This is a genomic window from Hansschlegelia sp. (assembly GCF_035538955.1).
Taxonomy (GTDB): domain Bacteria; phylum Pseudomonadota; class Alphaproteobacteria; order Rhizobiales; family Methylopilaceae; genus Methylopila.
The window spans coordinates 50,566-73,551 of the sequence record NZ_DATLJK010000001.1 but is presented as its reverse complement, the minus strand read 5'-3'; the positions used below and the strand labels follow the sequence as shown (position 1 = coordinate 73,551).

The window sequence follows — 22,986 nt, the reverse complement described above, 5'->3', positions numbered from 1 at the left end:
CCCTTGGGATTAAACCCTAGCAGAGCCTTCCCATCTTCCCGAGCACCGCCCCACGCGGACTGGCACATTCATACCAACTGCAATAACATAGTATCATGAGCAAATATGCCCAGATCTATGAGCGCAGTCGGGCCCCGCTGTATCTACAGGTCGCGCTTGTGATGCGGCAGCGGATTTCGTCCGGACGGTGGGAGCAGGGAGCCAAGATCCCGACTCTCGAAAAGCTTGAGCAGGAGTTTTCGGTCGCCCGCGTGACGGTGCGGCAGGCGATCGAGATGCTGCAGGCCGAAGGGCTGCTGGACGCCCAGCAGGGCCGCGGCACCTTCGTGTCGGGGAAGCCGAAGGACACCAGCTGGTTCAACGTTTCGGACGACATCTCATCGCTGGTCGCGTCGCTGAAGAACAACGTGCTGAAGCGCGTCCGGGTGAAAGAAAACGTTGCGCCGCCGATCCTCGCGTCAGGCGAAGGTGAATACGCACCGCAGTACGCGTTCCTTCAGAGCGTCCAGTACAAAGACGGCGAGCCGTTCTCGGTCGTCAACCTCTGGCTTGACCAGGAGGTTTTCGCGCTCGACAGCGACGGGTTTAAGCACCGCCCGGCGCTGCCGTTCCTGATGGAGCACGAGAAGATCAAGATCGTCCACGCCTATCAGACGGTGATGATCGGGATCGCTGAGTACGAGACCGCAAAACTTCTGAAGATCGGGCTCGGCGAGCCGATCTCGGACTGCCGTCTTGTTCTCGTGAACGACGCCGGAATCGCGATCTACATCGCGGACATCCACTATCACAAGGACTCGTTCCGGATGAAGAAGGACCTGCTCGGCGGTCGAGCCGAGCAGGAGAAGGCGACGGCTTGAGCCGTTGTCACGCCGCGGCCAGCACCTCGTCCGGGCGACGGCCCACGATCGCCGCGTAACGCGCCTGATCGGTCGCGCCCTCGGTGTTGATGACGAAGATCCGGGACGACGCGTCGAGCCCCAGCGAACGCTGAACCTCCGGATCCTGGAGCGCCGCCCTCAGGCCGGCCAGCGCCGCCGCGCCGCTTTCGCCAGCCACGATCGCGGGATCGCCCGCCTTGGGCGCGGCCAGGATCCGCATCGTCTCAGCGGCGTCCTCCTCGCTGATGGTCATGAACGCGTCGGCCGCGCGCGACAGCACGCGCCAGGCGACCAGCGACGGCTCGTAGCATTCGAGCATCGCCATGATGGTCGGCTCGCCGGGCTCGATCTTCAGCGGCTCGCCGGCCTTGGCGCTTTCGAATAGGCAGGCGGCGCGGTCAGGCTCCACAACGGCGAAGCGCGGGCGGTCGGCGCCGAAGCGGACGGCGAAATGACCCGCGACCGCGGCCGCAAGCCCGCCGACGCCGGCCTGGACGAAGACGTGGGTGGGCTGTTCCGGCCAGTCGCGGGCGGATTCCGCCAGCAGCGCGAGATAGCCTTGCATGACCAAAGCGGGGATGCGCTCGTAGCCCGGCCAGGAGGTGTCGGACACCACGATCCAGCCCTTTTCGGCGCAGACGCGCTCGGCCTCGGCCACCGAGTCGTCGTAGGAGCCCTCGACCTGGATGATCTCGGCGCCGCATTGCCGGATCGCCTCGACGCGCTCGTCGCTCACCCCCGAATGCACGAAGATCATCGCGCGCGCCCCGACCATCCGGGCGCCCATGGCGACCGAACGGCCGTGATTGCCGTCAGTCGCGCAGCCAACGGTCATGGCGCCTGCCACGCGCCGGACGTCGGCGCTCTGCAGCTCCTTGACGTCGACCGCGCGGCCGAGCGCCTTCGAGGCCTCCTCGAGCACGAGCCGGATCACCGCATAGGACCCGCCCAGCGCCTTGAAGCTGTTCAGCCCCAGTCGGAACGACTCGTCCTTGACGTGGATCGACTTGACGCCGAGCGAGGCCGCCAACCCCTCGAGGCGATGAAGCGGCGTCTCGCGATGATTGTGACGCTCGGCCAGAAAGCGTTCGACCTCATCGGCCGCCGCGAGCCCCAGCGTTTCAGCATCGCGGGGGTCGAGCGGCTTCAGATGATCGGGATGGTGATTGAGCAGCAGCATGTCGGCCCCGTGTTGATCAGGAGCGATATTATCTCGGAACGAACTTGAATTCGTTCTGCTAGCAGCGGACTCTCCGAGAGATTTTCTCGAACTTGGAGTCATCGCCGTGGGATCGTTTCAGCCGGACCAATTCGATCTCGCCATCCTCGAGGTGGTCCAGGAAGACGGAGCTCTCAGCCATCGCGAGATCGGCGAGCGGGTGAACCTGTCCGCGGCGTCGGTCCACCGGCGGATCCGGCGGCTGGAGGATGAAAATTTCATCACGTCCAACGTCGCGGTGGTCGATCCGGCAAAGGTCGGGCGGCCCATCGCGATCGTGGTCGAGGTCCGGGTCGAGAGCGAAAAGCTCCGCCTGCTCGACGGCACGCGCCGCCGCTTCCGTGACCATCCCGACGTGCAGCAGTGCTACTACGTGACCGGCGAGGCCGACTTCGTGCTGGTCGTGAACGTCGCCTCGATGGACCACTACGACGCGCTGACGCGAGAGCTCTTCCACGGCGATCCCAACGTGACGCGGTTTCGGTCGCTGGTGGTGATGAACAAGGTCAAGGTCGGGCTCGGCACGCCCGTCCGCCCGATCGGGAACGAAAAAAGCCCCGCGTGAGACGCGGGGCTTTCGAGCTCGGGCGCAGAGCCCTTACTTGAACGGATAGACGACCTTTCCGCCCTCGATCTGGATCAGCGTGCCGTTCGCCATGTACTGGCCGCTTTCGCGACCCTCCGGCCCGTCCTTTTGGAACTTCACGTCGCCGTTGATGGTCGGCACGGCGACCTCCCAGAAGGCGTCTCGGATCGCGGTCGGCTCGGCCTTGCCGGCTTTCTCGATCGCGGCCTTGATCACGTAGATCCCGTCATAGCCGCGGTAGCTCTCGGTGAGGCCGGCCTTGTTGTGGCCAGACTTCGCCCAGGCGTCGATGAAGGCCTGGCTCTTTTCCGGATGCGGGGTGCGGGACGGATCCCATGGCGCGAAGAACACCATGTGCATGGTGCCGTCGGCGGCCGAACCCGCCTGGTCGATCAGCTGATCGGGGTTCTGCGAGCCGCCAGTGGTGATGATCCGCTTCTTCAGGCCGAGCGAGGCGGCCTGCTTCAGCACGAGCGTCAGCTGCTCGACCGCCGAGGTCACGATGATCGTGTCGGAGTCGCTCGCCTTGATCTTGGCGAGCTGCGCGCTGAGGTCCTGCGACGCCTGGTCCATGATCTCCTTGAGGCCGACCCCGACACCGTGCGCCGTGAACATCTTGGAGAAATCCTCCATGGTGCCGCGGCCCCAGTCATTGTTGATGACCAGGAAGTCGACCTTCTTGATCTTCAGCTCTGGCAGCAGCTTTTCGAACAGCTTCGCCTCGACCCAGGAAGGCGGCGAGATGCGGAAGATCCAGGGGTTCCCCTGTTTGGTGATCTTGGACGACGACGAAGTCTCGACCAACATTGGGACTTCGTTCTGCTGCAACTTTGGCATCACCGCCAAGGTAAGGCTGGAACCCCAGGCGCCGAGAAGCACCGGGGTCTTATCGCGTTGGATCAGCTTCTCGGCGACGGCCGCGGCCTCGGTCGGGTTGCTCTTGTTGTCCTCGATGACGAGCTGGATCTTCTTGCCCAACACGCCGCCGGCGTCGTTGATCTCCTGAGCCGCGATCTTCGCGCCATCCACGATGTAGTTGCCGGACGCGGCGAACGGGCCGGTGAGGGGTTGGTTGACGCCGATCTTGATGGCGTCCTGGGCGTTGGCGCCGCCGGCCGTCATGAGTGCGGTCAGGGATACAAGCAGCCCGTAGGCGAGCGAACGTGCGGCCATGCGAGTCCTCCGGAGAGTTGCGGCCGAACGACGCGCGCGGCGTGACCGGCCCTTTCGACGTCAACGCGCCGGCGGGTCAGAGGCCTGCCGTGCAACGACCAGATGATGCTATCATTAGTATGATAGGGCAACAGGCCATTTTTGGGCGGCGCTGATCGTTCTCTAAGCAGTTCGCGCATTCGATTTCAGCGGAGCGGCGCTTGTCGGGCGGGACGGAGCGATGCAGGATTGTACCTAACACTAGGATGTTAGGACCATCTGAGCGTAAGGTCGGCCGCATCTCGCACGCTCAACGCCGCATCGAAGACGGCGCTGCATGAAGAGATCGGCCGCGATCGACGCCCGCGGTTAAGAACAAGACTGCCGAGGGCCGGAAGCGCCCGGTGAGGGAGATGAGCGATAGGATGGACCTAGTCCTTCAACACGTCGCGAACGCGACGATCATGGGAGGCACCTACGCCCTCCTGGGGATCGGCCTGACGCTGATTTTCGGCATCATGCGGATCGTGAACTTCACGCACGGAGAGCTGTACACCTTCGGGGCGTACATGATGTTCTTCTTCTCTGTGATGCTCGGCGTGAACTTCTACGTCGCGATCCTGTTCGCGATCGTGGCCGGCATGGCGCTCGGCGCGACGATCGAGCTTACGCTGCTCCGAGGCAAGCGCAACGCTGACATCGACACCACGATGCTGATCATGATCGGCGCGTGGATCGTGATGCAGAACGTCGAGATCCTGACCTGGGGCTCGGTCGCGAAGTCGGTCCCCTCCCCGCTTCCCAACCAGCCGCTCGAGCTCGGGCCGGTGTCAATCTCGTGGCTGCGCGTCGTGGTGCTCGGCGTCGCGGTCGCGCTGATCGCCGCCACCTATTACATGATCAACCGTACCCGACTCGGCAAAGCGATGCGGGCGACCTTCCAGGATCGCGACACGGCGGCCCTGATGGGGATCAACGTCAACGCCATCTACACCTCGACCTTCGCGCTCGGCTCCGGGCTTGCGGCGGCGGCCGGCGCGCTGCTCGGACCGGTCTTCGTGGTCGCGCCCAATATGGGCGACATCGCCTCGCTGAAGGCCTTCGCGATCGTGATCCTCGGCGGCCTCGGCAACATCACGGGCGCGGCGATCGGCGGCTTTATGCTCGCCTTCGCCGAAGAGTTCGGCGCCGGCTACGTTTCGTCCGGCTACCGCGACGCCATGGGCTTCCTGATCATCATCGCCGTTCTGATCATGCGGCCGACCGGCATTTTCTCCCGCGCGGAGCGTATTGGATGAGAAGGCTCCTCCCTTACGCGGCCGTCTTAGCGTTCGCCCTCGTTCCGCTGTTTCTGAAGGACCAGTACTACCTCAACGCGCTGATCAGCGCCGGCATCTTCACGCTGGCGGCGATGAGCCTCAACCTGCTGCTCGGCTACACCGGTCAGCTCAGCCTCGGCCATGTCGCGTTCTTCGGCATCGGGGCCTATGTCAGCGCGCTGACCTCGCTCGGCTTCAGCGTCGAGATCTTCGGCGTCCAGATAACGCATGAGCCCTGGCCGGCGGTCGTCGGCCTAGCGCTCGGCATCGTGTTCGCCGGGCTGTGCGGCTTCCTGATCGGCAAGCTCGCGTTCCGGGTGCGCGGCGCGTACTTCGTCATCGTCACCATCAGTTTCGCCGAGGTTGTGCGTCTCGTGGCGCTGAACTGGGTCGAGCTTACCAACGGCCCGCTCGCGCTTCCCGGCATCCCTCCGCTCACGATCGGCCTGCCCGGCCTTGGCTACACGACGCTCTGGACCAAAATCCCGAACTACTACGTCGTTCTCGCCTTCATCGTGGTCGCCTACATCCTGATCCGGCGCCTTATCGAGTCGCCGTTCGGACGCGCCATGATCGCGCTGCGCGAGAACGAGAATCTTGCGGTCTCGGCCGGCATCAGCGTCACCCGCTATCTGACGCTCGCCACGGTGATCTCCGGCGCGATCGCGGGCGCGGCGGGCGGCCTTTACGCCCACTACATCCAGATCATCGACCCGCAGATCTTCATGTTCCTCAACACCGTGACGATGGTCATCATGGTGATCGCGGGCGGCAAGGGCACGCTCGCGGGCCCGCTGGTGGGCGGCCTGATCTTCGGCCTCGCGCCGGTGGTGCTGCGCGCCTATGTCGGCCCCGAGGTCCAGTGGATCCTCTACGGCGTCCTGATGATCCTGATCGTCTACGTGTTGCCCGAAGGGATCGTGCCGGCGATCGAGCGCTGGTTCGGCCGCTCCGACGCGGAAGCGCCGAGCGCGCCCAAGCAACCGACGATCGGCACGGAGGCGCGGGCATGAGCGCGCAGGCGAACGTCGCGACGCCCGCTCCCGCAGCCCAGGCGCCGCTGCTCGACATTCGGGGCGTCGCGGTCCACTTCGGCGGCCTCGTCGCGATCAAGGACATGAATTTTCATGTCAAACCCGGCGAGCTCCTCAGTCTCATCGGGCCGAACGGCGCCGGCAAGACCACGGCGTTCAACGTCGTCTCGGGCTTCCTGAAGCCCACAAAGGGCGAGGTGACCTTCCGCGGCAAGACGCTGAACGGGCTGAAGCCACACCAGATCACGCTGCTCGGCCTCGCGCGCACCTTCCAGCGCACAAGCCTGTTCGACAAGTGCACCGTGTTCGAGAACGTCATGATCGGGCTGCATCGCCGCACGAGCCCGACCCTTCTCGGCTCGCTTCTGCGGATGCCGGCCGAGCGGCGGGCGGAGCGCGAGCTCCGCGACCAGGCCTGGGAGATCCTGAAAACAGTCGGGATCGAGCGGCAGGCCGACGAGCGCGCCTCGGGCCTGCCCTATGGCGACCAGCGCCTGCTCGGGGTCGCCCTGGCGCTTGCGGCAGACCCGGTCGCGCTGCTGCTGGACGAACCAGTCTCGGGCATGAACGCCTCAGAGACGAACCGCTTCATCGAGCTCCTCAACAAGCTCAGAAAACGGGACATGACCATCCTGCTCGTCGAGCACGACATGCCGATGGTCATGCGGATCTCGGATCGCATCGTCGTTTTGAACTACGGCCGGATCATCGCGGACGGCACGCCGTCCCAGATCCAGAACGATCCGAACGTGATCGAGGCCTATCTGGGCAAAGGGATCCGGCATGCTTGAGGTCGACAATCTCATCTGCCGCTACGGCAAGGTCGCAGCCGTGAAAGGTGTTTCGTTCAGGGTCCCGGCCAAGTCCCTGGTGGTGCTGGTTGGCGCGAATGGCGCCGGCAAGAGCACGACCTTGAGAGCGATCTCCGGCCTCGCGCGGGCGGCGTCCGGCAGCATCAGGTTCGACGGCCAGGACATCACCCGCCTCCCCGCAAGCAAGATCCTCGGCCTTGGCGTAGCGCACTGTCCGGAAGGGCGGCGCGTCTTCGGGCAGATGACTGTCACCGAGAACCTCGAGCTCGGCTCCTATCTGCGGCGCGACAAGGACACCGAATCCGACATGGAGCGCATCTTCGGCATGTTCCCGCGGCTGAAGGAGCGACGGAAACAGATAGCCGGGACTTTATCTGGCGGCGAGCAGCAGATGCTCGCGATCGGGCGGGCGCTGATGTCCCGGCCGAAGCTCGTGATGTTCGACGAGCCGTCCCTCGGTCTTGCGCCCAACATCGTTGAGCAGACCTTCGAGATCATCAAGGGAGTGCGGGAGGGAGGCGCGACCGTGCTGATGGTCGAGCAGAACGCTTTTGCAGCGCTCGAGATGTGCGACTACGCCTACTTGCTCGAAGCCGGCCAGATGGCCAAAGACGGCACGGGCGCGGCGCTGATCAACGACCCGCACATTCGCGAAGCCTACCTCGGCGCGGGCCTGCACGCCTGACGCAGGAGAAGCCGCTCCTTCCGTTCTCCCCTCCTCCCCTTGCGGGAGAAGGTTTCCGACCCCAAAGGCGTGGGTCGGATGAGGGTCGTCTTGGCGGTCCGCCACACCTTATCCGGACGCGACCCCTCACCTTTACGCTCTCCCCCAGGGTGCGGAGGACATCACACGGCTTTGTCACGCGACGGTGCGGCTGGCGGAGTCGAAATCATCACTCCGAGGGGCGCGCGCCACAACTTGTCATATTATCCTACACATAGTACCTTTTGGAGACATCACGCGCGGGCCGCTGACGGCGCGAACCAGCAGGAGCTTCGGGATGTCTGAGAACGGCAAGCCGGTCATCGGAATCATGGGCGGGACGGGCGACCTGGGCTCCGGCCTCGCTAAGGCCTGGGCGCGCGCCGGGTATCGGGTGGTGATCGGCTCCCGGTCAGCCGAGAAGGCCGCGGCCGCGGCCTCCGAGCTCGGCGAAGGCGTCTTGGGCGCCGCTAATCTCGACGCGGCGACCCAGGCAGACATCGTGATCATCGCCGTACCATTCAGCAGCCACGACGCCACGCTCGAGGAGATCAAGCCGGTCGTACAGGGCAAGATCGTGGTCGACGCTGCCGTTCCGCTGGTGCCCCCGAAGGTCTCGGTCGTGCAACTGCCGGTTGCGGGGTCGGCCGCCCAGATGGCGCAGACGATTCTCGGCGAGGGCGTGAAGGTCGTGTCCGCTTTCCACAATGTCGGGGCCGCCAAGCTGCACGCCGGCGGCCGCGTCGAGTGCGACGTGCTGGTGTTCAGCGACGACAAGGACGCGCGCAACGCGGTGATCGAGCTCTGCTCGGCCGTCGCGACCCGCGGGGTCGGCGGCGGCTCGCTGGCGAATTCGGCCGCGGCCGAAGCGCTGACCTCCGTGCTGATCTGGATCAACCGCACCTACAAGTGCCTCGGCGCCGGCATCAGCATTACCGGGCTCGACACCCCTAAGGCCTGAGCCGGCGATGCGCCAAGCGGTCTCCTTCTTCGGCCTGTCGGACATACCCCTGGTCGAGCCGGGCGACGATCTCGCAGGCCTGCTCGAGGCGGCTCTTCGCGCGAACGACGTGCCGCTCATGAACGGCGACGTGCTGGTGGTGGCGCAGAAGATCGTCTCGAAGGCGGAAGGCCGCTACCGCGACCTGGAGGGCGTTCAGCCGACCCAGCGCGCGGTCGAGATCGCGCAAAAGGTCGAGAAGGACCCGCGCATCGTCCAGATCGTGCTCGACGAGTCGCGCGAGGTCGTGAGGGCCGGCCCGCGGGTCGTGGTGACCGAGCATCGGCTCGGCTTCGTCATGGCGAACGCCGGGATCGACCAGTCCAACATCGCGGACGGGCCTGCAGGCGAGCGCGTCCTGCTGCTTCCGCAGGACCCCGACGCGGCCGCGGCCGAGCTAAAGCGCCGGCTCGACGCCGCGTTCGGCGTCTCGACCGGCGTGGTGATCAATGACAGCTTCGGGCGCCCCTGGCGCAACGGGGTGGTGGGCGTGGCGCTTGGCGCGGCGGGCGTGCCGTCGCTCATCGACAGGGTCGGCGCGCTCGACCTGTTCGGCCGTCCTATGCGAGTAACGGAGATCGCGGTCGCGGACGAGATCGCGGCGGCGGCGTCGCTGCTGATGGGCCAGGCCGCGGAGGGCGTGCCGGCGGTGCTGATCAGGGGGCTCGCCTTCGACGCGCCGGAGCTTCCCGCCTCATCGCTCCTGCGGGCGCGCGAACGGGACATGTTCCGATGACAGGCCACGCGCCTTCTAAGACGGAGACCGGCCGCGTCGTCGCTCTGTGCGGCGGCGTCGGCGGCGCGAAGCTGGCCTATGGGCTCGCAGAGACCCTCGGCTCTCGCCTCACGATCGTGGTCAACACCGGCGACGATTTCGAGCACCTCGGCCTGTTCGTGTCGCCCGACGTCGACACAGTGCTTTACACGCTCGGTCGCCGGGCGGACCGCGAGCGTGGCTGGGGCCGCGCCGACGAGACCTGGAACTTCATGGCGGCGCTGGCCGAGATCGGCGGCGAAACCTGGTTCAATCTCGGGGACCGCGACCTCGCGCTCCACGTCGAACGCACCCGCCGGCTCCAGGCCGCCGAGTCCTTGAGCGCGGTCGTCGGCCGGTTCGCGACAAGCTTCGGGATCGCGGCCAGGATCGCGCCGATGACCGACGCACGCGTTTCGACCGTGGTGGAGACCACGGAGGGCGAGATGCCGTTCCAGCGCTATTTTGTCGGGCGCCGCGCCGAGCCCGTGCTGACGGGCGTGCGATTCAACGGCGCGGCAGAGGCTGAGCCGTCGGCCGCGGTCGTGGAGGCGCTCACCGCGCCCGACCTGCGGGCGGTGGTGATCTGCCCGTCAAACCCTTTCCTCAGCGTCGATCCGATCCTCGCCGTGCCCGGCCTCCGCCGGCTACTCGAGAACGTCGCGGCCCCCGTGGTCGCGGTGTCGCCGCTGATCGGCGGCGCGGCCGTCAAAGGGCCGACCGCCAAGATTTTCGCCGAACTGTCGCTCCCCGCGACCTCCGCCGCGATCGCCAAGCACTACGGCGGCCTGCTGGACGGCCTCGTCATCGACGAGACCGACGCCGCGAATCAGGGTGACGTTGGCGTCGCGGTGCTCGTCACCCGCACGCTGATGAGCAGCGACGAGGACCGCGTCCGGCTTGCCGAGGAGACGCTAGCCTTCGCGGACGCGCTCGCCGCCGGAAAGGAACTCGCCAGAGGAACCTCGCCCGCATGAGCGCCGGCCGCAACACCTGGGCGCTGATCGCGGTCAAGCGCTTCGAGTTCGCCAAGACCCGGCTCTCCGAGGCGCTCGATCCCACGGCCCGGGCGACGCTCGCCGAGGCGATGCTGGAAGACGTGCTGGCGGCGCTCAGCGGCTCCTCTGCGCTCGACGGCGCGCTCGTGGTCACCAGCGACCCGGTCGCCGCAGCGATCGCCCGCCGCGTCGGGGCCGCCGCCGCCGACGATGCCGAAAACGCCGGCGTCAACCCGGCGGTCCGTCAGGGGCTAAAATGTCTCTCGCGCTGGCGGGCAGGCCGCGTCGTCGTGGTCCCGGCCGACCTGCCGCTCCTCGCGAGCGGGGAAGTCGAGGCGATCGTCGCGGCGCTCGATGAGACGGGTGTCGTCCTTGCGCCCGCCGAGCGTGACGGCGGCACCAACGCGCTTGCGCTCTCGCCGATCGACCTCGTCGCGCCGGCTTATGGGCCGAACAGCCTCGAGCGCCACGTCGTGGCGGCCCGCGGCGCCGGCGTCGAGCCGCGCATCCTGCCGCTGGCTGGCGCCAGCCTCGACATCGACGTGCCGGACGACCTCGACATCCTGGCCCGCCGCGGCGCGGCCACGCGTTCAGGCGCGCTTCTGCAGGAGCTTTGGGGCGCTGCGGCGCCCCGGCGCGCCCATCCCCTCGTCGAGAGGATCATGCCCACATGACGTTGTCCCGCTTCCTTGCGCGTCCCGCCGACGCGCCGCGCCTGTCGCGCGACGAGGCTATATCGCTTGTCGAACTGCAGGATCTGTCGCCGCTGCTCGCCGCGGCGGCTGCGCGGCGCGACGCCGCGCATGGCGGCTTCGTCTCCTACTCGCGAAAAGTCTTCATTCCGCTGACGCAGCTCTGCCGTGACGTCTGCCACTACTGCACCTTCGCGCAGGCGCCGAAGAAGGGCGAGCGCGCGTATCTCACGCGTGAGCAGGTGCTCGACATCGCGCATGCGGGTAAGCGCGCCGGCTGCAAGGAGGCGCTGTTCACGCTTGGGGACAAACCGGAGCTCCGCTACGCGGTCGCGCGCCGCGAGCTCGCCGAGCTCGGCCACCAGACCACCCTGTCCTATCTCGCCGAGATGGCCGACCTCGTGTGGCGCGAGACCGGCCTGCTGGCGCACGTCAATCCCGGCCTCATGACCGAAGCCGACGTCGCGTCGCTCCGGCGCGTGTCGATCTCGCAGGGCATCATGCTCGAAAGCGCGTCGGAGCGGCTCTGCGGCCGAGGAAGCCCGCATTTCGGATCGCCCGACAAGATCCCGGAGTCTCGCCTCGAAACGATGCGGGCCGCGGGGCGCCAGCAGGTGCCGTTCACCTCCGGCATCCTGATCGGCATCGGCGAGACCCGCGCCGAACGCATCGATTCCCTGATCGCGCTTCGTGACCTGCAGGACGCCTATGGCCACCTGCAGGAGATCATCGTCCAGAATTTTCGGCCGAAGCCGTCGACCCGCATGGCTGACGCGCCCGCGCCCTCACTCGACGAGCATCTCTGGACGATCGCGGTCGCGCGCCTGGTGTTCGACGCGGAGATGAACATCCAGGCGCCGCCGAACCTCAGCCCCGGCGCGCTCGGGCAGCTGGTCGCCGCCGGCGTCAACGACTGGGGCGGCGTCTCGCCGGTCACACCCGACCACGTCAACCCGGAAGCGCCCTGGCCGCACCTCAAGATCCTGGAGGCCGCCACCCGCGCCGCCGGCAAGACGCTGACCGAGCGGCTTGCGATCTACCCGTCCTATGCGCGCCACGCCGGCCGGTTCGTGGACGAGAAGCTGCGCAAACCATTGTTCGACCTGGTCGACGCCGACGGATGGCCGCGCGCAGACGGCTGGGCGCCAGGCCGCGCCGACCCGCTGCCGGCTGCCGATCTGGCGCTCCTGCGCGCCCGCCGCAGCGAGCCGCTCGCGCCGGCCTTCGCGGCGATCCTGGACAAGGCCTCGGAGGGCCGGCCGCTCGCCGAAACCGAGATCGTCCGGCTGTTCCGCGCCCGCGGGCCCGAGTTCACGGCGGTAACCACGGCCGCGAACGCGCTGAGGCGCCGCGTCAGCGGCGAGGCCGTCAGCTACGTGGTCACGCGCAACATCAACTACACCAACATCTGCACGTATCGCTGCCAGTTCTGCGCCTTCTCGAAAGGCAAGATGAGCGAGAACCTGCGCGGCCGGCCCTACGACCTCGACCTCGGCGAGATCGCAGGCCGCGTGCGCGACGCCTGGGACCGTGGCGCGACCGAGGTGTGCATGCAGGGCGGCATCCATCCGTCCTATACGGGCGTCCGCTACCTCGAGATCGCGCGGGCGGTGAACGAGGCCGCGCCCGGCATGCACCTTCACGCCTTCTCACCGCTCGAGGTGTTTCAGGGGGCGCGGACGCTCGGCCTCACGCTTCGTGAGTTTCTCGTGGAGCTCAAGGCGGCGGGCCTCGCCACTCTCCCCGGCACGGCTGCAGAAATCCTGGACGACGAGGTGCGGGCGACGCTTTGCGCGGACAAGGTCAATACCGCCGAGTGGCTGGAGGTGATGCGGACCGCACACGAGCTCGGCTTCCGCAGCACCGCCACCATCATGTTCGGCCATGTCGAAGGTTACGAGCACTGGGCCCGGCACCTCATTAGGATCCGCGATTTGCAGATCGAGACAGGCGGCTTCACCGAGTTCGTGCCGCTGCCCTTCGTGCACATGGAGGCCCCGATCTACCTCAAGGGCCGGTCGCGCCGAGGGCCAACCTTCCGAGAGGCGATCCTGATGCACGCTGTGGCCCGGCTCGCGCTTCATCCGCACGTCCCGAACATCCAGGCCTCCTGGGTCAAGCTCGGGGCGGAGGGCGTAGCGGCCTGCCTCGACGCGGGCGTGAACGATCTCGGAGGCACGCTGATGGACGAGTCGATCTCCCGCGCCGCCGGCGCGAGCCACGGCCAGGAGATGACGCCACAGATGATGGAGGCGACGATCCGCGCCGCCGGCCGGCATCCCCGCATGCGCGACACCCTCTACCGCGACGTCTCCAAGGAGCGCCGCCGGCGCGCCTTCGAGAGCGTCGAGGAGCGCATGGAGGAGACGATGGGCGTCGCGCCGGCGGCGGTCGGATGAGCTGACGCGGCGTCATCCCGGCCGGAGCTCTAGCGAAGAGCCGGGATCGTCCTCACAATTGAAAGCCAAATCGCAGGGCGAGCGGATCGACGGCGAGCATGACCCGAGCGAGCGAGCCCCCGCCGGTGAGACCCCCCGGGCTACGATGCTCGCGATCTTTGAAGCCGATCCCGGCTCTCGCTACGCTTCGGCCGGGATGACGGGCCGACCTCGGCCGAAGGCGACCGTCAGCGACGGCCGAACAGCTTTCCGAACAGGCCGCCGAACCAACCCTTGATCACGCTGAACACCAGCGAGCCCGCGTCGAGCTCCTTGACCGGCGCGGCCTCGGCCGCGTCGCCGCCCGCTAGGCGAGCCTCGAGGTTCTGCACGAAGGCGGCCGTCAGGCGGTTCGCGACGTCCTGCACGAGGCCGGAGCGGCCGAACTGGGCGAGCATGCCCGTCAGCGCATAGCCGACGTCGACGTCGACCTTCGCGCCACCGCCCTCCGCTTTGCTCACCGCGTAGCGGATGAGGCCGCGGGTCGCGGAGTTGCTCTTCTGGTCCTTGCCGGCGCCGTTGATCGTGCCCGTGCGCGAAGCCTCGTCACGGGTGACGTCGGCCACGCCGCCGAACTCGGCGGAGATCGGCCCGACCTTCACGCGCATCCGGCCTTCGACATGACCGTCTTCGGAGACGCTGTCGAGCGAGGCGCCCGGCAGGCAGGAGGCGACGCCCCGGATGTCGCCGAAGAACGCCCACACCTCGTCGGCGGGGTGCGAGACGGTGAAAGTCTGCGACAGCGTTGCCTGCGGCTTCCAGTCCTCGTCGAGCCGCGGCGCGCCAGAGGCTGCGGCGGCCTTTGCGGCGGGCTTCGCCTGCGCCTTCACGGCCTGCGGAGCGGCGGCCGCAGGCGCGAGCCCGGAGGCGTTGCGGGAGCCCGCGGGACCGAGCCGCTTGCGCCCGGCGCCCGGGATCGCCGCGATCCCGCGGCCGCGGCGATCCGTGATCACCTTCTGGACCGCGCGCGTGATGCCGACATAGCCGGTGCAGCGGCAGAGATTGCCGCTCATCGCGACGCGGATCGTCTCCTCGTCGGGCGTCTCGAGCCGGAGCACGAGGTCGCGCGCGGAGACGATCATGCCCGGCGTGCAGTAGCCGCACTGCAGGGCGTGCTCCTCGCGGAACGCCGCGCGCAGCTCCGTCGCGACCTCGTCGTCGTCGAGGCCTTCGATGGTGGTGATCTCCGCGTTCTCGCAGGCCGCCGCATAGGTGATGCAGGAGCGCGTCGGCGAGCCGTCCACGAGCAGCGTGCAGGCGCCGCAGACGCCGTGCTCGCAGCCGAGATGCGTGCCCGTCAGGTTCTGCGACTCGCGCAGAAAGTCGGCGAGGTGCGTGCGCGGCTCGATGTCCGCGGACAGCCTGCGGCCGTTGACGTTCAGGGAAACGGCGGTCATTGCAAGCTGGTCCGTTCCACGGCGCGACGAAGCGCGGCGACATGCGTCCGGCGCTCCAAAGGATCGTGCATGCCATTCCGCTCCGCGAAGCGGTCGACGGCCGCGGCGTCGAAGGCGCCCGGGGCGCCGTCGCCGATCAGCTCGCGGGCGTCCGCCATCACGAAGGGGCGCTGCTCGGTCGCGCCGATCACGGCGCGGGTCACGCCCCGCTCGGGATCGACGACATAGGCGCCGATAGCGTGGGCGAACTCGCCGGTCTTGCGGCAGATCTTGAAATAGCCCCAACGCGCGGCGGCGCTGAGCTTCGGCACGCGCACCGACACCAGCACCTCGCCCGGGCGGATGTCCGCCTCGAGCGCCCCCAGCATGTAGTCCTCGACCGGAATCGTGCGGTCGCCGGCAGGGCCGCGCAACGTCACGCGCGCGCCGATCGCGGCGAACATGGAGATCCAGTCGGCCGACGGATCCGCGTGGGTCAGGCTGCCGCCGATCGTCCCGCGCGAGCGGACTGCCCGGTAGGCGATGTTGCGCGCGACCGCCGGCAGCGCGCCTCGCGTCACGTCCGGCGCCCGCAGATCCTCGATGTCGGCGTGTGTGATGCAGGCGCCGAGCGCGAGCTCGTCCGCGCGCTCCTCGAAGCCGCCGAGCTCCTCGACGCCGGTGATGTCCACCACGAGGTCCGGCTGCACCAGGCGCATGTTGAGCATCGGCCCAAGCGACTGGCTGCCGGCCATGATCTTGACCGAGGCGGACTCGTCTCCGACGAGCTTAACGGCGTCCGCGACGTCGCGCGGACGGGTGTAGTCGAAATTGACCGGCTTCACGCGAACGTCCTCTCGGCCGGCTTGCCCGCCGTGGCGGCCTCGATCGCCTCCAGCACGCGGCGCGGCGTCATCGGCGAATGCAGCAGCTCCGCGCCGATCGTCTTGAGCGCGTCGTTGACGGCGTTGCCGATCGCCGCGGGAGGCGCGATGGCGCCGCCCTCCCCGATGCCCTTCACGCCGAACTCCGTGTAGGGTGCTAGGATCTCCATGTGCTCGAGCCGCGGCGCCGGCACCTCCGTCGGCCCGGGCAGCAGGTAGTCGGCGAAGGTCGAGGCAAGCGGCTGGCCGGAGGAGTCGAAATTCATCTCCTCGTAGAGCGCGGTGCCGATGCCCTGCGCGAGGCCGCCATAGATCTGGCCGTCCACCACCATCGGGTTGATGAGCTTTCCGCCGTCCTCGACGATCACGTAGTCGAGGATCTCGATGTCGCCGATCTCCGGATCGACCGCGACGGTCGCGATGTGGGCGGCGTAGCTAAAGGTGCCGGTGTCGCGAACCGGCTTGAAGCCGATCGTGGATTCGAGGCCCCGCGGGTCGACCGTGGACGGCAGGTCCTGCGGACGCCGGTACCAGGTGTGCGCGATCTCCCTCAGCGTGACGCCGCCGTTCGGCCCATGGACGCAGCCGTCCTCCAGCCGGACCTGGTCCACCGTGGTCTGCAGCAGATGCGCGCCGATGCCCTTGGCGAGCTCCGCGACCTCGCGCGAGGCGGTGGCGACCGCGCCGCCCGCCATCACCGCGCAGCGCGAGCCCCAGCTGCCGGTGGAGTACGGCGTATACTGCGTGTCGCCGTGCACGACCTTGATGCGCTCCACCTCGATCCCGAGGATCTCGTGCGCGACCTGGGCGAGCGTCGTCTCCATGCTCTGGCCATGGCTGTGGACGCCAACCCGAATTTCGAGCCCGCCGTCCGGCGTCATGCGCGCGGTCGCCTGCTCGTGGCCCGGCACCATCGGGATGCCCCAGCCGGAATACACCGAGGTGCCGTGCGCGCCCTGCTCGCAATAGATCGACAGGCCCACGCCGAGCAGCCGGCCGTCCGGCAGCGGCTGCTTCTGGCGTTCGCGAATGTCCGCGAGGTCGATCATCGCGAGCGCACGGCGCAGCGCCTCGGGATAGTCGCCCGAATCGAAGTGCTTTCGGGTGATGTTGTCGAACGGCATCTGCTCGGGCCGCACGAGGTTCTTGAAGCGGACCTCGTGGGGCTCGATCCCCGCTTCGCGGGCGACCAGATCGAGCATCAGTTCGAGCGCGTAGCAGACGCCCGTCCGCGCCACGCCGCGATAGGGGAGGATCGGACATTTGTTGGTCGCGACCGACCAGGTGCGGCAGCGATAGGACGGGAAGTCGTAAGGTCCCGGCAGGATGCTCGCGATCTGCGCGGCCTCCAGGCACGCCGAGAACGGATAGGACGAGTAGGCGCCGCTATCCACCGTCGCCTCGCAGTCGACGCCGCGCAGCGTGCCGTCGCGATCCGCGTAGACAGTGATCTCGTAGTGGTGCTCGCGGCAGTTCGCGCCAGCGGTCAGATGCTCGCGGCGGTCCTCGATCCAGCGCACCGGGTGGCCGCTCCGCATGGCGAGCCAGCCGAGGCAGACGTCCTCGGGAAGCAGGATGCCCTTGTAGCCGAAGCCGCCGCCGACGTCCGGCGACACGATCCGCACCTGCTCCTGGTTGAGGCCGAGGCATTCGGCGAGGCCGTTGCGGACGATGTGCGGCATCTGGCTGCCGGTGATCAGAACCAGCTGCTCAAGCCGCTTGTCCCAGTACGCGACGGTGCCGCGCCCCTCCATCGGGGCCATGCTCTGGCGCGCGGTCGAGATCGTGCGCGTGATCTTGATGGGGGCGTCGAGCGCCGCCTCCATGTTCACGTCCACGAAGGTCTCGAGGAAGACGTTGTCGCCCCACTGCTCGTGCAGCAGCGCGGAGCCTGGCTCGCGCGCCTTGAGCATGTCGTGGACGGCCGGAAGCTCGTCGAGATCAACCTCGACGGCGGCCGCCAGGTCCTCGGCCTGCGCGCGGGTGTCGGCGACGCACATGGCGATGAGCTCGCCGACCTGCCGGACCTTCTCCTTGACCAGGATCGGCTGCTCGGAGGGCTTGAACCCCGCGAGGCCGGAATTCGCGACGATCGGCTTCACGCCCTCAAGATCGCCTGCGATGAACACGCGGTCGCGGATCTCGTCGGGGATGCGGACGCCGCGCAGGTTCGCATGCGCGAGCGGCGAGCGGACGAAGGCGACGTCCTTCATGCCCGGCAGGCGGACGTCGCCGACATATTCGCCGCGGCCGCGCAGGAAGCGGTCGTCCTCCTTGCGCAGCACCGACGCGCCGACGCCCTGCGGCTTCGCCCCCCGATCCCTCACGTCCTCGCGCGCGCTCATGCTTCGGCCGTCACCACCACTTCGATCGGCGTCGGCTGGAAGCCGGCGGCCGGATTGTGCTCCTGCGGGCAGTTGGAGAGCACGGCGATCACCGCGGTCTCCGCCTTCAGCGTCACGCGGTCGCCCGGCTTGGAGACGCTGTCCGAGATGAACAGTTCGCCGTCCTCCTTGAAGACGACGCGCATGAAGAAGTTGATGTTGGACACGATCTCGGACGGGCCGAGCCCCCAGCCGGAGAGCTCCGCGATGAAGTTGGTGCGGCAGCTCTCCGTTTTCTGGACGCCGTAGCGCACCTGATCGATCTCGCAGCTGCAGCAGCCCGCGAGCGTGTCGTGGAAGCCGCAGCTGTCCTCCGTCACCGACATCAGCACGCGAGCGCGGTCGGAATAGAGCTTCGAGCCCTTCGTCACGTAGAGCGAGCGGTTGAGCTTGACGGTGTTGGGCAGGTTCAGGCGGTCGAGCGGAAGCTCGGCCGCGTAGCAGAGGAAGTCGACCGCCTGCTGGCCCTCGAGGTCGATCAGTGTCAGCGACTGCCCGGCTTCGAGCCGGCGCGACCAGCGTCCCTTCGCCGGCACGATCTCGCGGTGGAGCTCCACCGAACCGGAAGGCTTGTCCAACATCGTCACGTCCCGTCCGCGACGGCTTGCCCGCGGCGAACCACGGGCCGGCCGTCGTTCCTCACGCGGTCTTTTCGCCGTTGCACCAGTCGTAGATGCTGAGCGCCATGACCTTGATGGACGTCAGGTAGTCGTCGACCGACACCCATTCGTCGTTGGCGTGCATCACGGCGGTGGACCCCGGACCGAAGATCACGGTCGGCGTCTCGCCGTAGCTGTTCAGGAAGCGCGTGTCCGCGGCGCCCTGACGGCCCGAAATCGTGGGCTGCTTGCCGGTGATCTCGGTGTAGGCGCTCGACACGGTCTGCACGATGCCGTGGTCGCGCGGAATCTCCGAGGCTTCGGCGTCGTAGCCGACGAAGCGCACGACCGGCGGATGATCCTTCATCCACTCGTCCTTCTGCGCGCACTCGGCGATCTTCTTGACGAGGCTCTGCTTGACGCCCTCGTGGTCCTCGCCCGGCACGGTGCCGATCGAGCCCTTGAGCAGCGCGCTCGACGGGAAGGCGCTCGGATAGTTGCCGGCCTGGAACGAGCCGATGATGCAGGGCAGCGAGTCGATCGCGCTCGGGTAAAGCGGATGCGTGACGGTCGCGATGCGCTCGGCCTCGAGCTCGGCGACGGCGGCCGTCACCTTGTTGCCGAGGTCGATCGCGCTGACGCCGAGGTAGCGCTGCTGGATGCCGGCCGGCTTGCCCTGGATCTCGATCTCGAACCAGATCCGGCCGATGCAGGCCGGCTGGACGTGCAGGTCGCTGGTCTCGCCCGAGATGCCCGCGTCGGCCTTGTAGCCGCGAGCGACGGTGTCGAGCGTGCCGTGGCCCGAGACCTCCTCGTCGATCACGACGTTGATCATCACGTCGCCCTTGGGCGTCAGGCCGAGCTCCTTGAGGTACTGAACGGCGAGCACATGGCTCGCGACGCCGCTCTTCATGTCGCAGGAGCCGCGACCGTAGATGCGGCCGTTCTCGATCTTGGCCGACCACGGATCGTCGCTCCAGCCCTCGCCGTTCCCCACCGGAATGACGTCGGTGTGACCGTTCAGCAGCAGCGAGCGCCCGCCGCCCGTGCCCTTCAGGGTCGCGACGATGTTGGGACGGTTCTCATAGCCGCGCGCCACCGGACGGTAACCCGGGTGCTTCTTCAGCTCCTCCCAATCCGTCTCCCACATGTCGACCTCGAGGCCGATCTTGTTGAAGTAGTCGGACATGAACTTCTGGATCGCCGCCTCGTCGCCCGTGACGGACGGGATCTTGACCATGTCCTGCAGGAACCCGACCGCGTGGTCGCGGCTCTGGTCCACCTTGTCGAGGATCTTCTGGCGGTTGGCGTCGGTCATGGCGGTCTCTGCGATCTGTCGAACGGCGTCGAATAAGGACGGGCGCCGTTATGCCCGGCTGCAGCCGGGCATAACGGCGCGGCAACGTATAAGTCTCAGCGCTTCCTGAGGCGCGGGATGATTTCCTTGGCGATCGTCTCGACCTGATCCATCTCGTACTTGTAGGGAACGAAGATGATCTTCTGGACGCCGGCGTCGATCTGCTCCTGGAGCTGGGCGACGCACTCGTCGACATTGCCCATCACGGCGCTTTCACGCTTGCAGTCGCTGTTCTCGGGGAAGTCCCATTCCTTGTTCAGCCAGTCCATCATCTTATCTTCGACGGCGGCGCGGGTCTCGCCGATGCAGATCGGCAGCTGCGACGCGTTCATCAGCTCGTCGGGGTTCTTGCCGGCCTCTTCGCCGAAGTTGCGGATCTTGTCCCAGGACTTCTTGAAGTCCTCCGCCGTGTAGAAATAGGTGAGCCAGCCGTCGCCCTTCACCGCGGCCCGCTTCAGCACGCGATCCACGTAGCCGCCGAGCAACAGCGGCATGCGCGGCTGCTGGTAGGGCTTCGGATACATGACGGCCTTGCTGATGTTGTGCGCCATGTATTCGCCCGAGACCGAATGCTCCGTCCACAGCCGGGTCATGATCTCGAGGTTCTCGTCCATCAGCTTGCCGCGCTTGTCGAACGGGATGCCGGCGGCGTCGAACTCGCGCTTATACCAGCCGACCGCCATGCCCATGATCAGCCGGCCCTGCGACAGCTGGTCCATGCTGGAGAGCTGCTTGGCGAGCGCGACCGGGTTGCGCAGCGGCAGCACCAGCACGCCGGTGCCCATCTTGATCTTGGTGGTGCGGGCCGCGATGCCGGTCAACACGGTGAGCGAGTCGATGATCGGGAAGTTGGGATCGACGCCGAGCAGCATGTGGTCCCAGACCCAGACGCTGTCGTAGCCGAGCTCCTCGACCTTCACGCCGTAGTCCACCAGGGCGCGCGCGTCCGGCATGTTCGGATAGGCCACGAAGTTCCGCGCCGCGATGCCGAAGGTGTTTGAGATCATCGTCATTCTTGAACTCTCCGGTTCTTGTGGCGTCACGCGGTGAAGAGGCGGTCGGGATCGATCGAGCGCAGCGTCGCGAGCTCGTGGTCCGTCGGCGGCTCGGTGACGGTCGCGGACGGGCTGAAGGCGAGCTCGAAGCCGGTGTTGTCCTGCACCTCCTCGCGGCTGACGCCGGGGTTGAGCGCCAGCACCGTCATGCGCCGGGTCTCTTCGTCGAAGCCGAACACCGCAAGCTCGGTGATCACCCGGAACATGCCGCCCGCGGGAAGGCCGCTCTCGGCGCGGGTCTTGCCCCCGCGGATGAAGCCGGGGCTCGTGATGAAGTCGACCTGCTCCACGAAGCGCCGCTTCTCGTGCTTCATGGCGACGATCATGTTCGTCAGGCTCGAGATGTCGTTGCCGCCGCCGGAGCCCGGCAGCCGGATCTTCGGCTTCGCGGGATCGCCGATGAAGGAGGAGTTCAGGTTGCCGTACTGGTCGATCTGGGCGCCGCCCATGAAGCCGACGTCGACGTAGCCGCGCTGCAGCAGCAGTAGCACCTCGGCCGACCCCAGCACCATATTGGCGCGCTTGGTGCAGCGCTGGTCGTTGGTCGACGGCGGCAGCTTGCCGGGCTCCACGAAGGCGCCGACCACGCCGCCCTCGAACAGGATGGTGAGTCCCGGGCAGCGCAGCTTCTGGGCGAGCGTCGCGGCGAGCAGCGGGATGCCGACGCCAGCGAACACGACCTGCCCATCGGTGAGCTGGCGCGAGCTCAGGATCGCGAGGATCTCGGTCGCGGTGTAGCGGCGCGCCTCAGTCATTGTAGATGCTCCGGCCGCGGCGCGAGGCCTCGATGATCTCGTCCATGCCGATCAGCGACAGGAACTCGTTCCACGAGGACGGGCCGTACACATGGCGGTCGAGATAGGCCTTCATCCCGCCGATCGGATCGGCGTTCACCTGGGAGACGTAGGCCTCCATGTGGTTCATCATCGGCTCGTAGACGCCGAAGCATTCGTGCGGAGCGGAGCCGAACGGGACCTCCACGACGGCGTCGACGCAGAAGAACGGGATCTTGGTCTGGTCGGGCGCGCGGCGGATCTGGTCGTTGGAGACGATCCGCTCGGTGGTCAGGATCACGCGGTTCGCGGCCATCGCGAGGTCGATGTCCATGAACTGCAGGCCGTCGATCTGCGCGTTGCCGTACGGGTCGCAGCGCTGGACGTGGATGATCGCGACGTCCGGGTTCAGCGCCGGCACAAGCAGCAGCTTCTCGCCGGTGAACGGGCAGTCGAACTCCTTCGCTTCCGGCCGCTGGCCGACGATGTCGGAGCCCAGCATCGCGCGGGTCGGCATGAAGGGCACGCCCATGGCGCCGGCGCGGAACCGCATGCCGACGGCCATGTGGCTCCACTCCTGATAAAGCTTGGAGCCGCTCTCGACGTGGTGGCGCATCACCTTGGAGAGTCCCCACAGGATGCCCTGCGCGAACCAGCTCGTCGTGATCTCGTCCGCGACGTCGGAGCCGAACAAAAGGTCGCCGTCGGTCGACACGATGCAGCGCGACGCCGAGAGATGGCGCTTCTTCTGGCGCATCAGCTCCCAGATCATCGCCATCGGGGTGCGCGACATGGTCGAGCCGCCGACCCCAAGCGTCATGCCGTCCTGCACGAAGGAGGCGGCGTCGGAGAGCGACATCACCTTCTCGCGCAACGACCGGTCGCGCTTCAGCAGGTCCGCGCGGAGATCCCCGTAGGGCCGCGCGCCGGGGTCCCGCGACGCGAGCTTCGAGGCCGCCGCGCCGGACGA

The 22,986-nt window shown here is 67.5% G+C and carries 21 protein-coding genes; 11 read left to right on the top strand and 10 right to left on the bottom strand.

The window, feature by feature from the left end; all coding sequences use genetic code 11:
• Positions 1-95 precede the first annotated feature (95 nt).
• Positions 96-860 (top strand): GntR family transcriptional regulator, encoded by a 765-nt coding sequence (locus VM780_RS00335; protein ID WP_325443926.1) that lies wholly within the window; start codon positions 96-98, stop codon positions 858-860.
• A gap of 7 nt (positions 861-867) precedes the next feature.
• On the opposite strand, the gene VM780_RS00330 is transcribed toward VM780_RS00335, so the two are convergent.
• On the bottom strand, positions 868-2,061 hold the full coding sequence (locus tag VM780_RS00330) for a diaminopropionate ammonia-lyase (protein ID WP_325443924.1): 1,194 nt from the start codon (positions 2,059-2,061) through the stop codon (positions 868-870).
• Between the two features lie 106 nt (positions 2,062-2,167).
• Here VM780_RS00330 and VM780_RS00325 point away from each other — a divergent pair, with 106 nt between their 5' ends.
• Positions 2,168-2,665: an Lrp/AsnC family transcriptional regulator gene (locus VM780_RS00325; RefSeq protein ID WP_325443922.1), complete on the top strand. Its 498-nt coding sequence runs from the start codon at positions 2,168-2,170 to the stop codon at positions 2,663-2,665.
• Positions 2,666-2,698: 33 nt separating this feature from the next.
• On the opposite strand, the gene VM780_RS00320 is transcribed toward VM780_RS00325, so the two are convergent.
• The gene (locus VM780_RS00320) at positions 2,699-3,859 is read right to left on the bottom strand and encodes an ABC transporter substrate-binding protein (RefSeq protein WP_325443920.1); all 1,161 of its coding nucleotides are present in this window, start codon (positions 3,857-3,859) and stop codon (positions 2,699-2,701) included.
• Between the two features lie 404 nt (positions 3,860-4,263).
• Here VM780_RS00320 and VM780_RS00315 point away from each other — a divergent pair, with 404 nt between their 5' ends.
• The 9 genes from VM780_RS00315 (at position 4,264) to cofH (ending at position 13,549) form a co-directional block, all read left to right on the top strand.
• Positions 4,264-5,136, top strand: coding sequence for a branched-chain amino acid ABC transporter permease (locus VM780_RS00315; RefSeq protein ID WP_325443918.1), 873 nt, complete (start codon positions 4,264-4,266; stop codon positions 5,134-5,136).
• Positions 5,133-6,170, top strand: a complete 1,038-nt coding sequence (locus tag VM780_RS00310; protein WP_325443916.1) for a branched-chain amino acid ABC transporter permease — start codon at positions 5,133-5,135, stop codon at positions 6,168-6,170. The genes VM780_RS00315 and VM780_RS00310 overlap by 4 nt, the downstream gene beginning before the upstream one ends.
• Entirely contained in the window at positions 6,167-6,982 is an 816-nt protein-coding gene (locus tag VM780_RS00305) for an ABC transporter ATP-binding protein (RefSeq protein WP_325443914.1), read from the top strand. The genes VM780_RS00310 and VM780_RS00305 overlap by 4 nt, the downstream gene beginning before the upstream one ends.
• Positions 6,975-7,688: an ABC transporter ATP-binding protein gene (locus tag VM780_RS00300; protein ID WP_325443912.1), complete on the top strand. Its 714-nt coding sequence runs from the start codon at positions 6,975-6,977 to the stop codon at positions 7,686-7,688. Before VM780_RS00305 ends, VM780_RS00300 begins: the two co-directional genes overlap by 8 nt.
• 316 nt (positions 7,689-8,004) lie before the next feature.
• Entirely contained in the window at positions 8,005-8,667 is a 663-nt protein-coding gene (gene npdG / locus VM780_RS00295) for an NADPH-dependent F420 reductase (protein ID WP_325443910.1), read from the top strand.
• A gap of 7 nt (positions 8,668-8,674) precedes the next feature.
• Positions 8,675-9,442, top strand: a complete 768-nt coding sequence (gene cofE / locus VM780_RS00290) for a coenzyme F420-0:L-glutamate ligase (protein WP_325443908.1) — start codon at positions 8,675-8,677, stop codon at positions 9,440-9,442.
• Positions 9,439-10,437: a 2-phospho-L-lactate transferase gene (gene cofD, locus VM780_RS00285; RefSeq protein ID WP_325443906.1), complete on the top strand. Its 999-nt coding sequence runs from the start codon at positions 9,439-9,441 to the stop codon at positions 10,435-10,437. Before cofE ends, cofD begins: the two co-directional genes overlap by 4 nt.
• Complete coding sequence (gene cofC / locus VM780_RS00280; protein ID WP_325443904.1) at positions 10,434-11,132, top strand: 2-phospho-L-lactate guanylyltransferase; 699 nt, start codon at positions 10,434-10,436, stop codon at positions 11,130-11,132. The genes cofD and cofC overlap by 4 nt, the downstream gene beginning before the upstream one ends.
• Entirely contained in the window at positions 11,129-13,549 is a 2,421-nt protein-coding gene (cofH, locus tag VM780_RS00275; protein ID WP_325443902.1) for a 5-amino-6-(D-ribitylamino)uracil--L-tyrosine 4-hydroxyphenyl transferase CofH, read from the top strand. Before cofC ends, cofH begins: the two co-directional genes overlap by 4 nt.
• 227 nt (positions 13,550-13,776) lie before the next feature.
• Here the strand turns inward: cofH and VM780_RS00270 are convergent, their stop codons facing one another.
• The 8 genes from VM780_RS00270 to VM780_RS00235 all read right to left on the bottom strand — a co-directional run bounded on the left by VM780_RS00270 (position 13,777) and on the right by VM780_RS00235 (position 22,875).
• Entirely contained in the window at positions 13,777-14,985 is a 1,209-nt protein-coding gene (locus VM780_RS00270; protein ID WP_325443900.1) for a xanthine dehydrogenase family Fe-S subunit, read from the bottom strand.
• Positions 14,982-15,809 carry an FAD binding domain-containing protein gene (locus VM780_RS00265; RefSeq protein WP_325443897.1) on the bottom strand — a complete coding sequence of 276 codons (828 nt, stop codon included), beginning with the start codon at positions 15,807-15,809 and terminating at the stop codon, positions 14,982-14,984. The genes VM780_RS00270 and VM780_RS00265 overlap by 4 nt, the downstream gene beginning before the upstream one ends.
• The gene (locus VM780_RS00260) at positions 15,806-18,193 is read right to left on the bottom strand and encodes a xanthine dehydrogenase family protein molybdopterin-binding subunit (RefSeq protein ID WP_325443895.1); all 2,388 of its coding nucleotides are present in this window, start codon (positions 18,191-18,193) and stop codon (positions 15,806-15,808) included. The genes VM780_RS00265 and VM780_RS00260 overlap by 4 nt, the downstream gene beginning before the upstream one ends.
• Positions 18,190-18,813 (bottom strand): DUF1989 domain-containing protein, encoded by a 624-nt coding sequence (locus VM780_RS00255; protein ID WP_325443893.1) that lies wholly within the window; start codon positions 18,811-18,813, stop codon positions 18,190-18,192. The genes VM780_RS00260 and VM780_RS00255 overlap by 4 nt, the downstream gene beginning before the upstream one ends.
• A 58-nt stretch (positions 18,814-18,871) precedes the next feature.
• On the bottom strand, positions 18,872-20,149 hold the full coding sequence (locus tag VM780_RS00250) for an ArgE/DapE family deacylase (RefSeq protein ID WP_325443891.1): 1,278 nt from the start codon (positions 20,147-20,149) through the stop codon (positions 18,872-18,874).
• Positions 20,150-20,244: 95 nt separating this feature from the next.
• Positions 20,245-21,201, bottom strand: coding sequence for an LLM class flavin-dependent oxidoreductase (locus VM780_RS00245; protein ID WP_325443888.1), 957 nt, complete (start codon positions 21,199-21,201; stop codon positions 20,245-20,247).
• A 26-nt stretch (positions 21,202-21,227) separates the two neighbouring features.
• A complete protein-coding gene (locus VM780_RS00240) occupies positions 21,228-21,998 on the bottom strand; it encodes a CoA-transferase subunit beta (protein ID WP_325443886.1) in 771 nt (256 codons plus the stop codon).
• Positions 21,991-22,875 (bottom strand): CoA transferase subunit A, encoded by an 885-nt coding sequence (locus tag VM780_RS00235; RefSeq protein WP_325443971.1) that lies wholly within the window; start codon positions 22,873-22,875, stop codon positions 21,991-21,993. The genes VM780_RS00240 and VM780_RS00235 overlap by 8 nt, the downstream gene beginning before the upstream one ends.
• Positions 22,876-22,986 lie beyond the last annotated feature (111 nt).

What these genes read in the sequence shown, in the direction of transcription:
- VM780_RS00335 (WP_325443926.1), top strand. Translation starts at nt 96, where the DNA reads ATGAGCAAATATGCCCAGATCTATGAGCGCAGTCGGGCCCCGCTGTAT.
- VM780_RS00330 (WP_325443924.1), bottom strand. Translation starts at nt 2,061, where the DNA reads ATGCTGCTGCTCAATCACCATCCCGATCATCTGAAGCCGCTCGACCCC.
- VM780_RS00320 (WP_325443920.1), bottom strand. Translation starts at nt 3,859, where the DNA reads ATGGCCGCACGTTCGCTCGCCTACGGGCTGCTTGTATCCCTGACCGCA.
- VM780_RS00315 (WP_325443918.1), top strand. Translation starts at nt 4,264, where the DNA reads ATGGACCTAGTCCTTCAACACGTCGCGAACGCGACGATCATGGGAGGC.
- VM780_RS00310 (WP_325443916.1), top strand. Translation starts at nt 5,133, where the DNA reads ATGAGAAGGCTCCTCCCTTACGCGGCCGTCTTAGCGTTCGCCCTCGTT.
- VM780_RS00305 (WP_325443914.1), top strand. Translation starts at nt 6,167, where the DNA reads ATGAGCGCGCAGGCGAACGTCGCGACGCCCGCTCCCGCAGCCCAGGCG.
- VM780_RS00300 (WP_325443912.1), top strand. Translation starts at nt 6,975, where the DNA reads ATGCTTGAGGTCGACAATCTCATCTGCCGCTACGGCAAGGTCGCAGCC.
- npdG (WP_325443910.1), top strand. Translation starts at nt 8,005, where the DNA reads ATGTCTGAGAACGGCAAGCCGGTCATCGGAATCATGGGCGGGACGGGC.
- cofE (WP_325443908.1), top strand. Translation starts at nt 8,675, where the DNA reads ATGCGCCAAGCGGTCTCCTTCTTCGGCCTGTCGGACATACCCCTGGTC.
- cofD (WP_325443906.1), top strand. Translation starts at nt 9,439, where the DNA reads ATGACAGGCCACGCGCCTTCTAAGACGGAGACCGGCCGCGTCGTCGCT.
- cofC (WP_325443904.1), top strand. Translation starts at nt 10,434, where the DNA reads ATGAGCGCCGGCCGCAACACCTGGGCGCTGATCGCGGTCAAGCGCTTC.
- cofH (WP_325443902.1), top strand. Translation starts at nt 11,129, where the DNA reads ATGACGTTGTCCCGCTTCCTTGCGCGTCCCGCCGACGCGCCGCGCCTG.
- VM780_RS00270 (WP_325443900.1), bottom strand. Translation starts at nt 14,985, where the DNA reads ATGACCGCCGTTTCCCTGAACGTCAACGGCCGCAGGCTGTCCGCGGAC.
- VM780_RS00260 (WP_325443895.1), bottom strand. Translation starts at nt 18,193, where the DNA reads ATGAGCGCGCGCGAGGACGTGAGGGATCGGGGGGCGAAGCCGCAGGGC.
- VM780_RS00255 (WP_325443893.1), bottom strand. Translation starts at nt 18,813, where the DNA reads ATGTTGGACAAGCCTTCCGGTTCGGTGGAGCTCCACCGCGAGATCGTG.
- VM780_RS00250 (WP_325443891.1), bottom strand. Translation starts at nt 20,149, where the DNA reads ATGACCGACGCCAACCGCCAGAAGATCCTCGACAAGGTGGACCAGAGC.
- VM780_RS00245 (WP_325443888.1), bottom strand. Translation starts at nt 21,201, where the DNA reads ATGACGATGATCTCAAACACCTTCGGCATCGCGGCGCGGAACTTCGTG.
- VM780_RS00240 (WP_325443886.1), bottom strand. Translation starts at nt 21,998, where the DNA reads ATGACTGAGGCGCGCCGCTACACCGCGACCGAGATCCTCGCGATCCTG.
- VM780_RS00235 (WP_325443971.1), bottom strand. Translation starts at nt 22,875, where the DNA reads ATGTCGCTCTCCGACGCCGCCTCCTTCGTGCAGGACGGCATGACGCTT.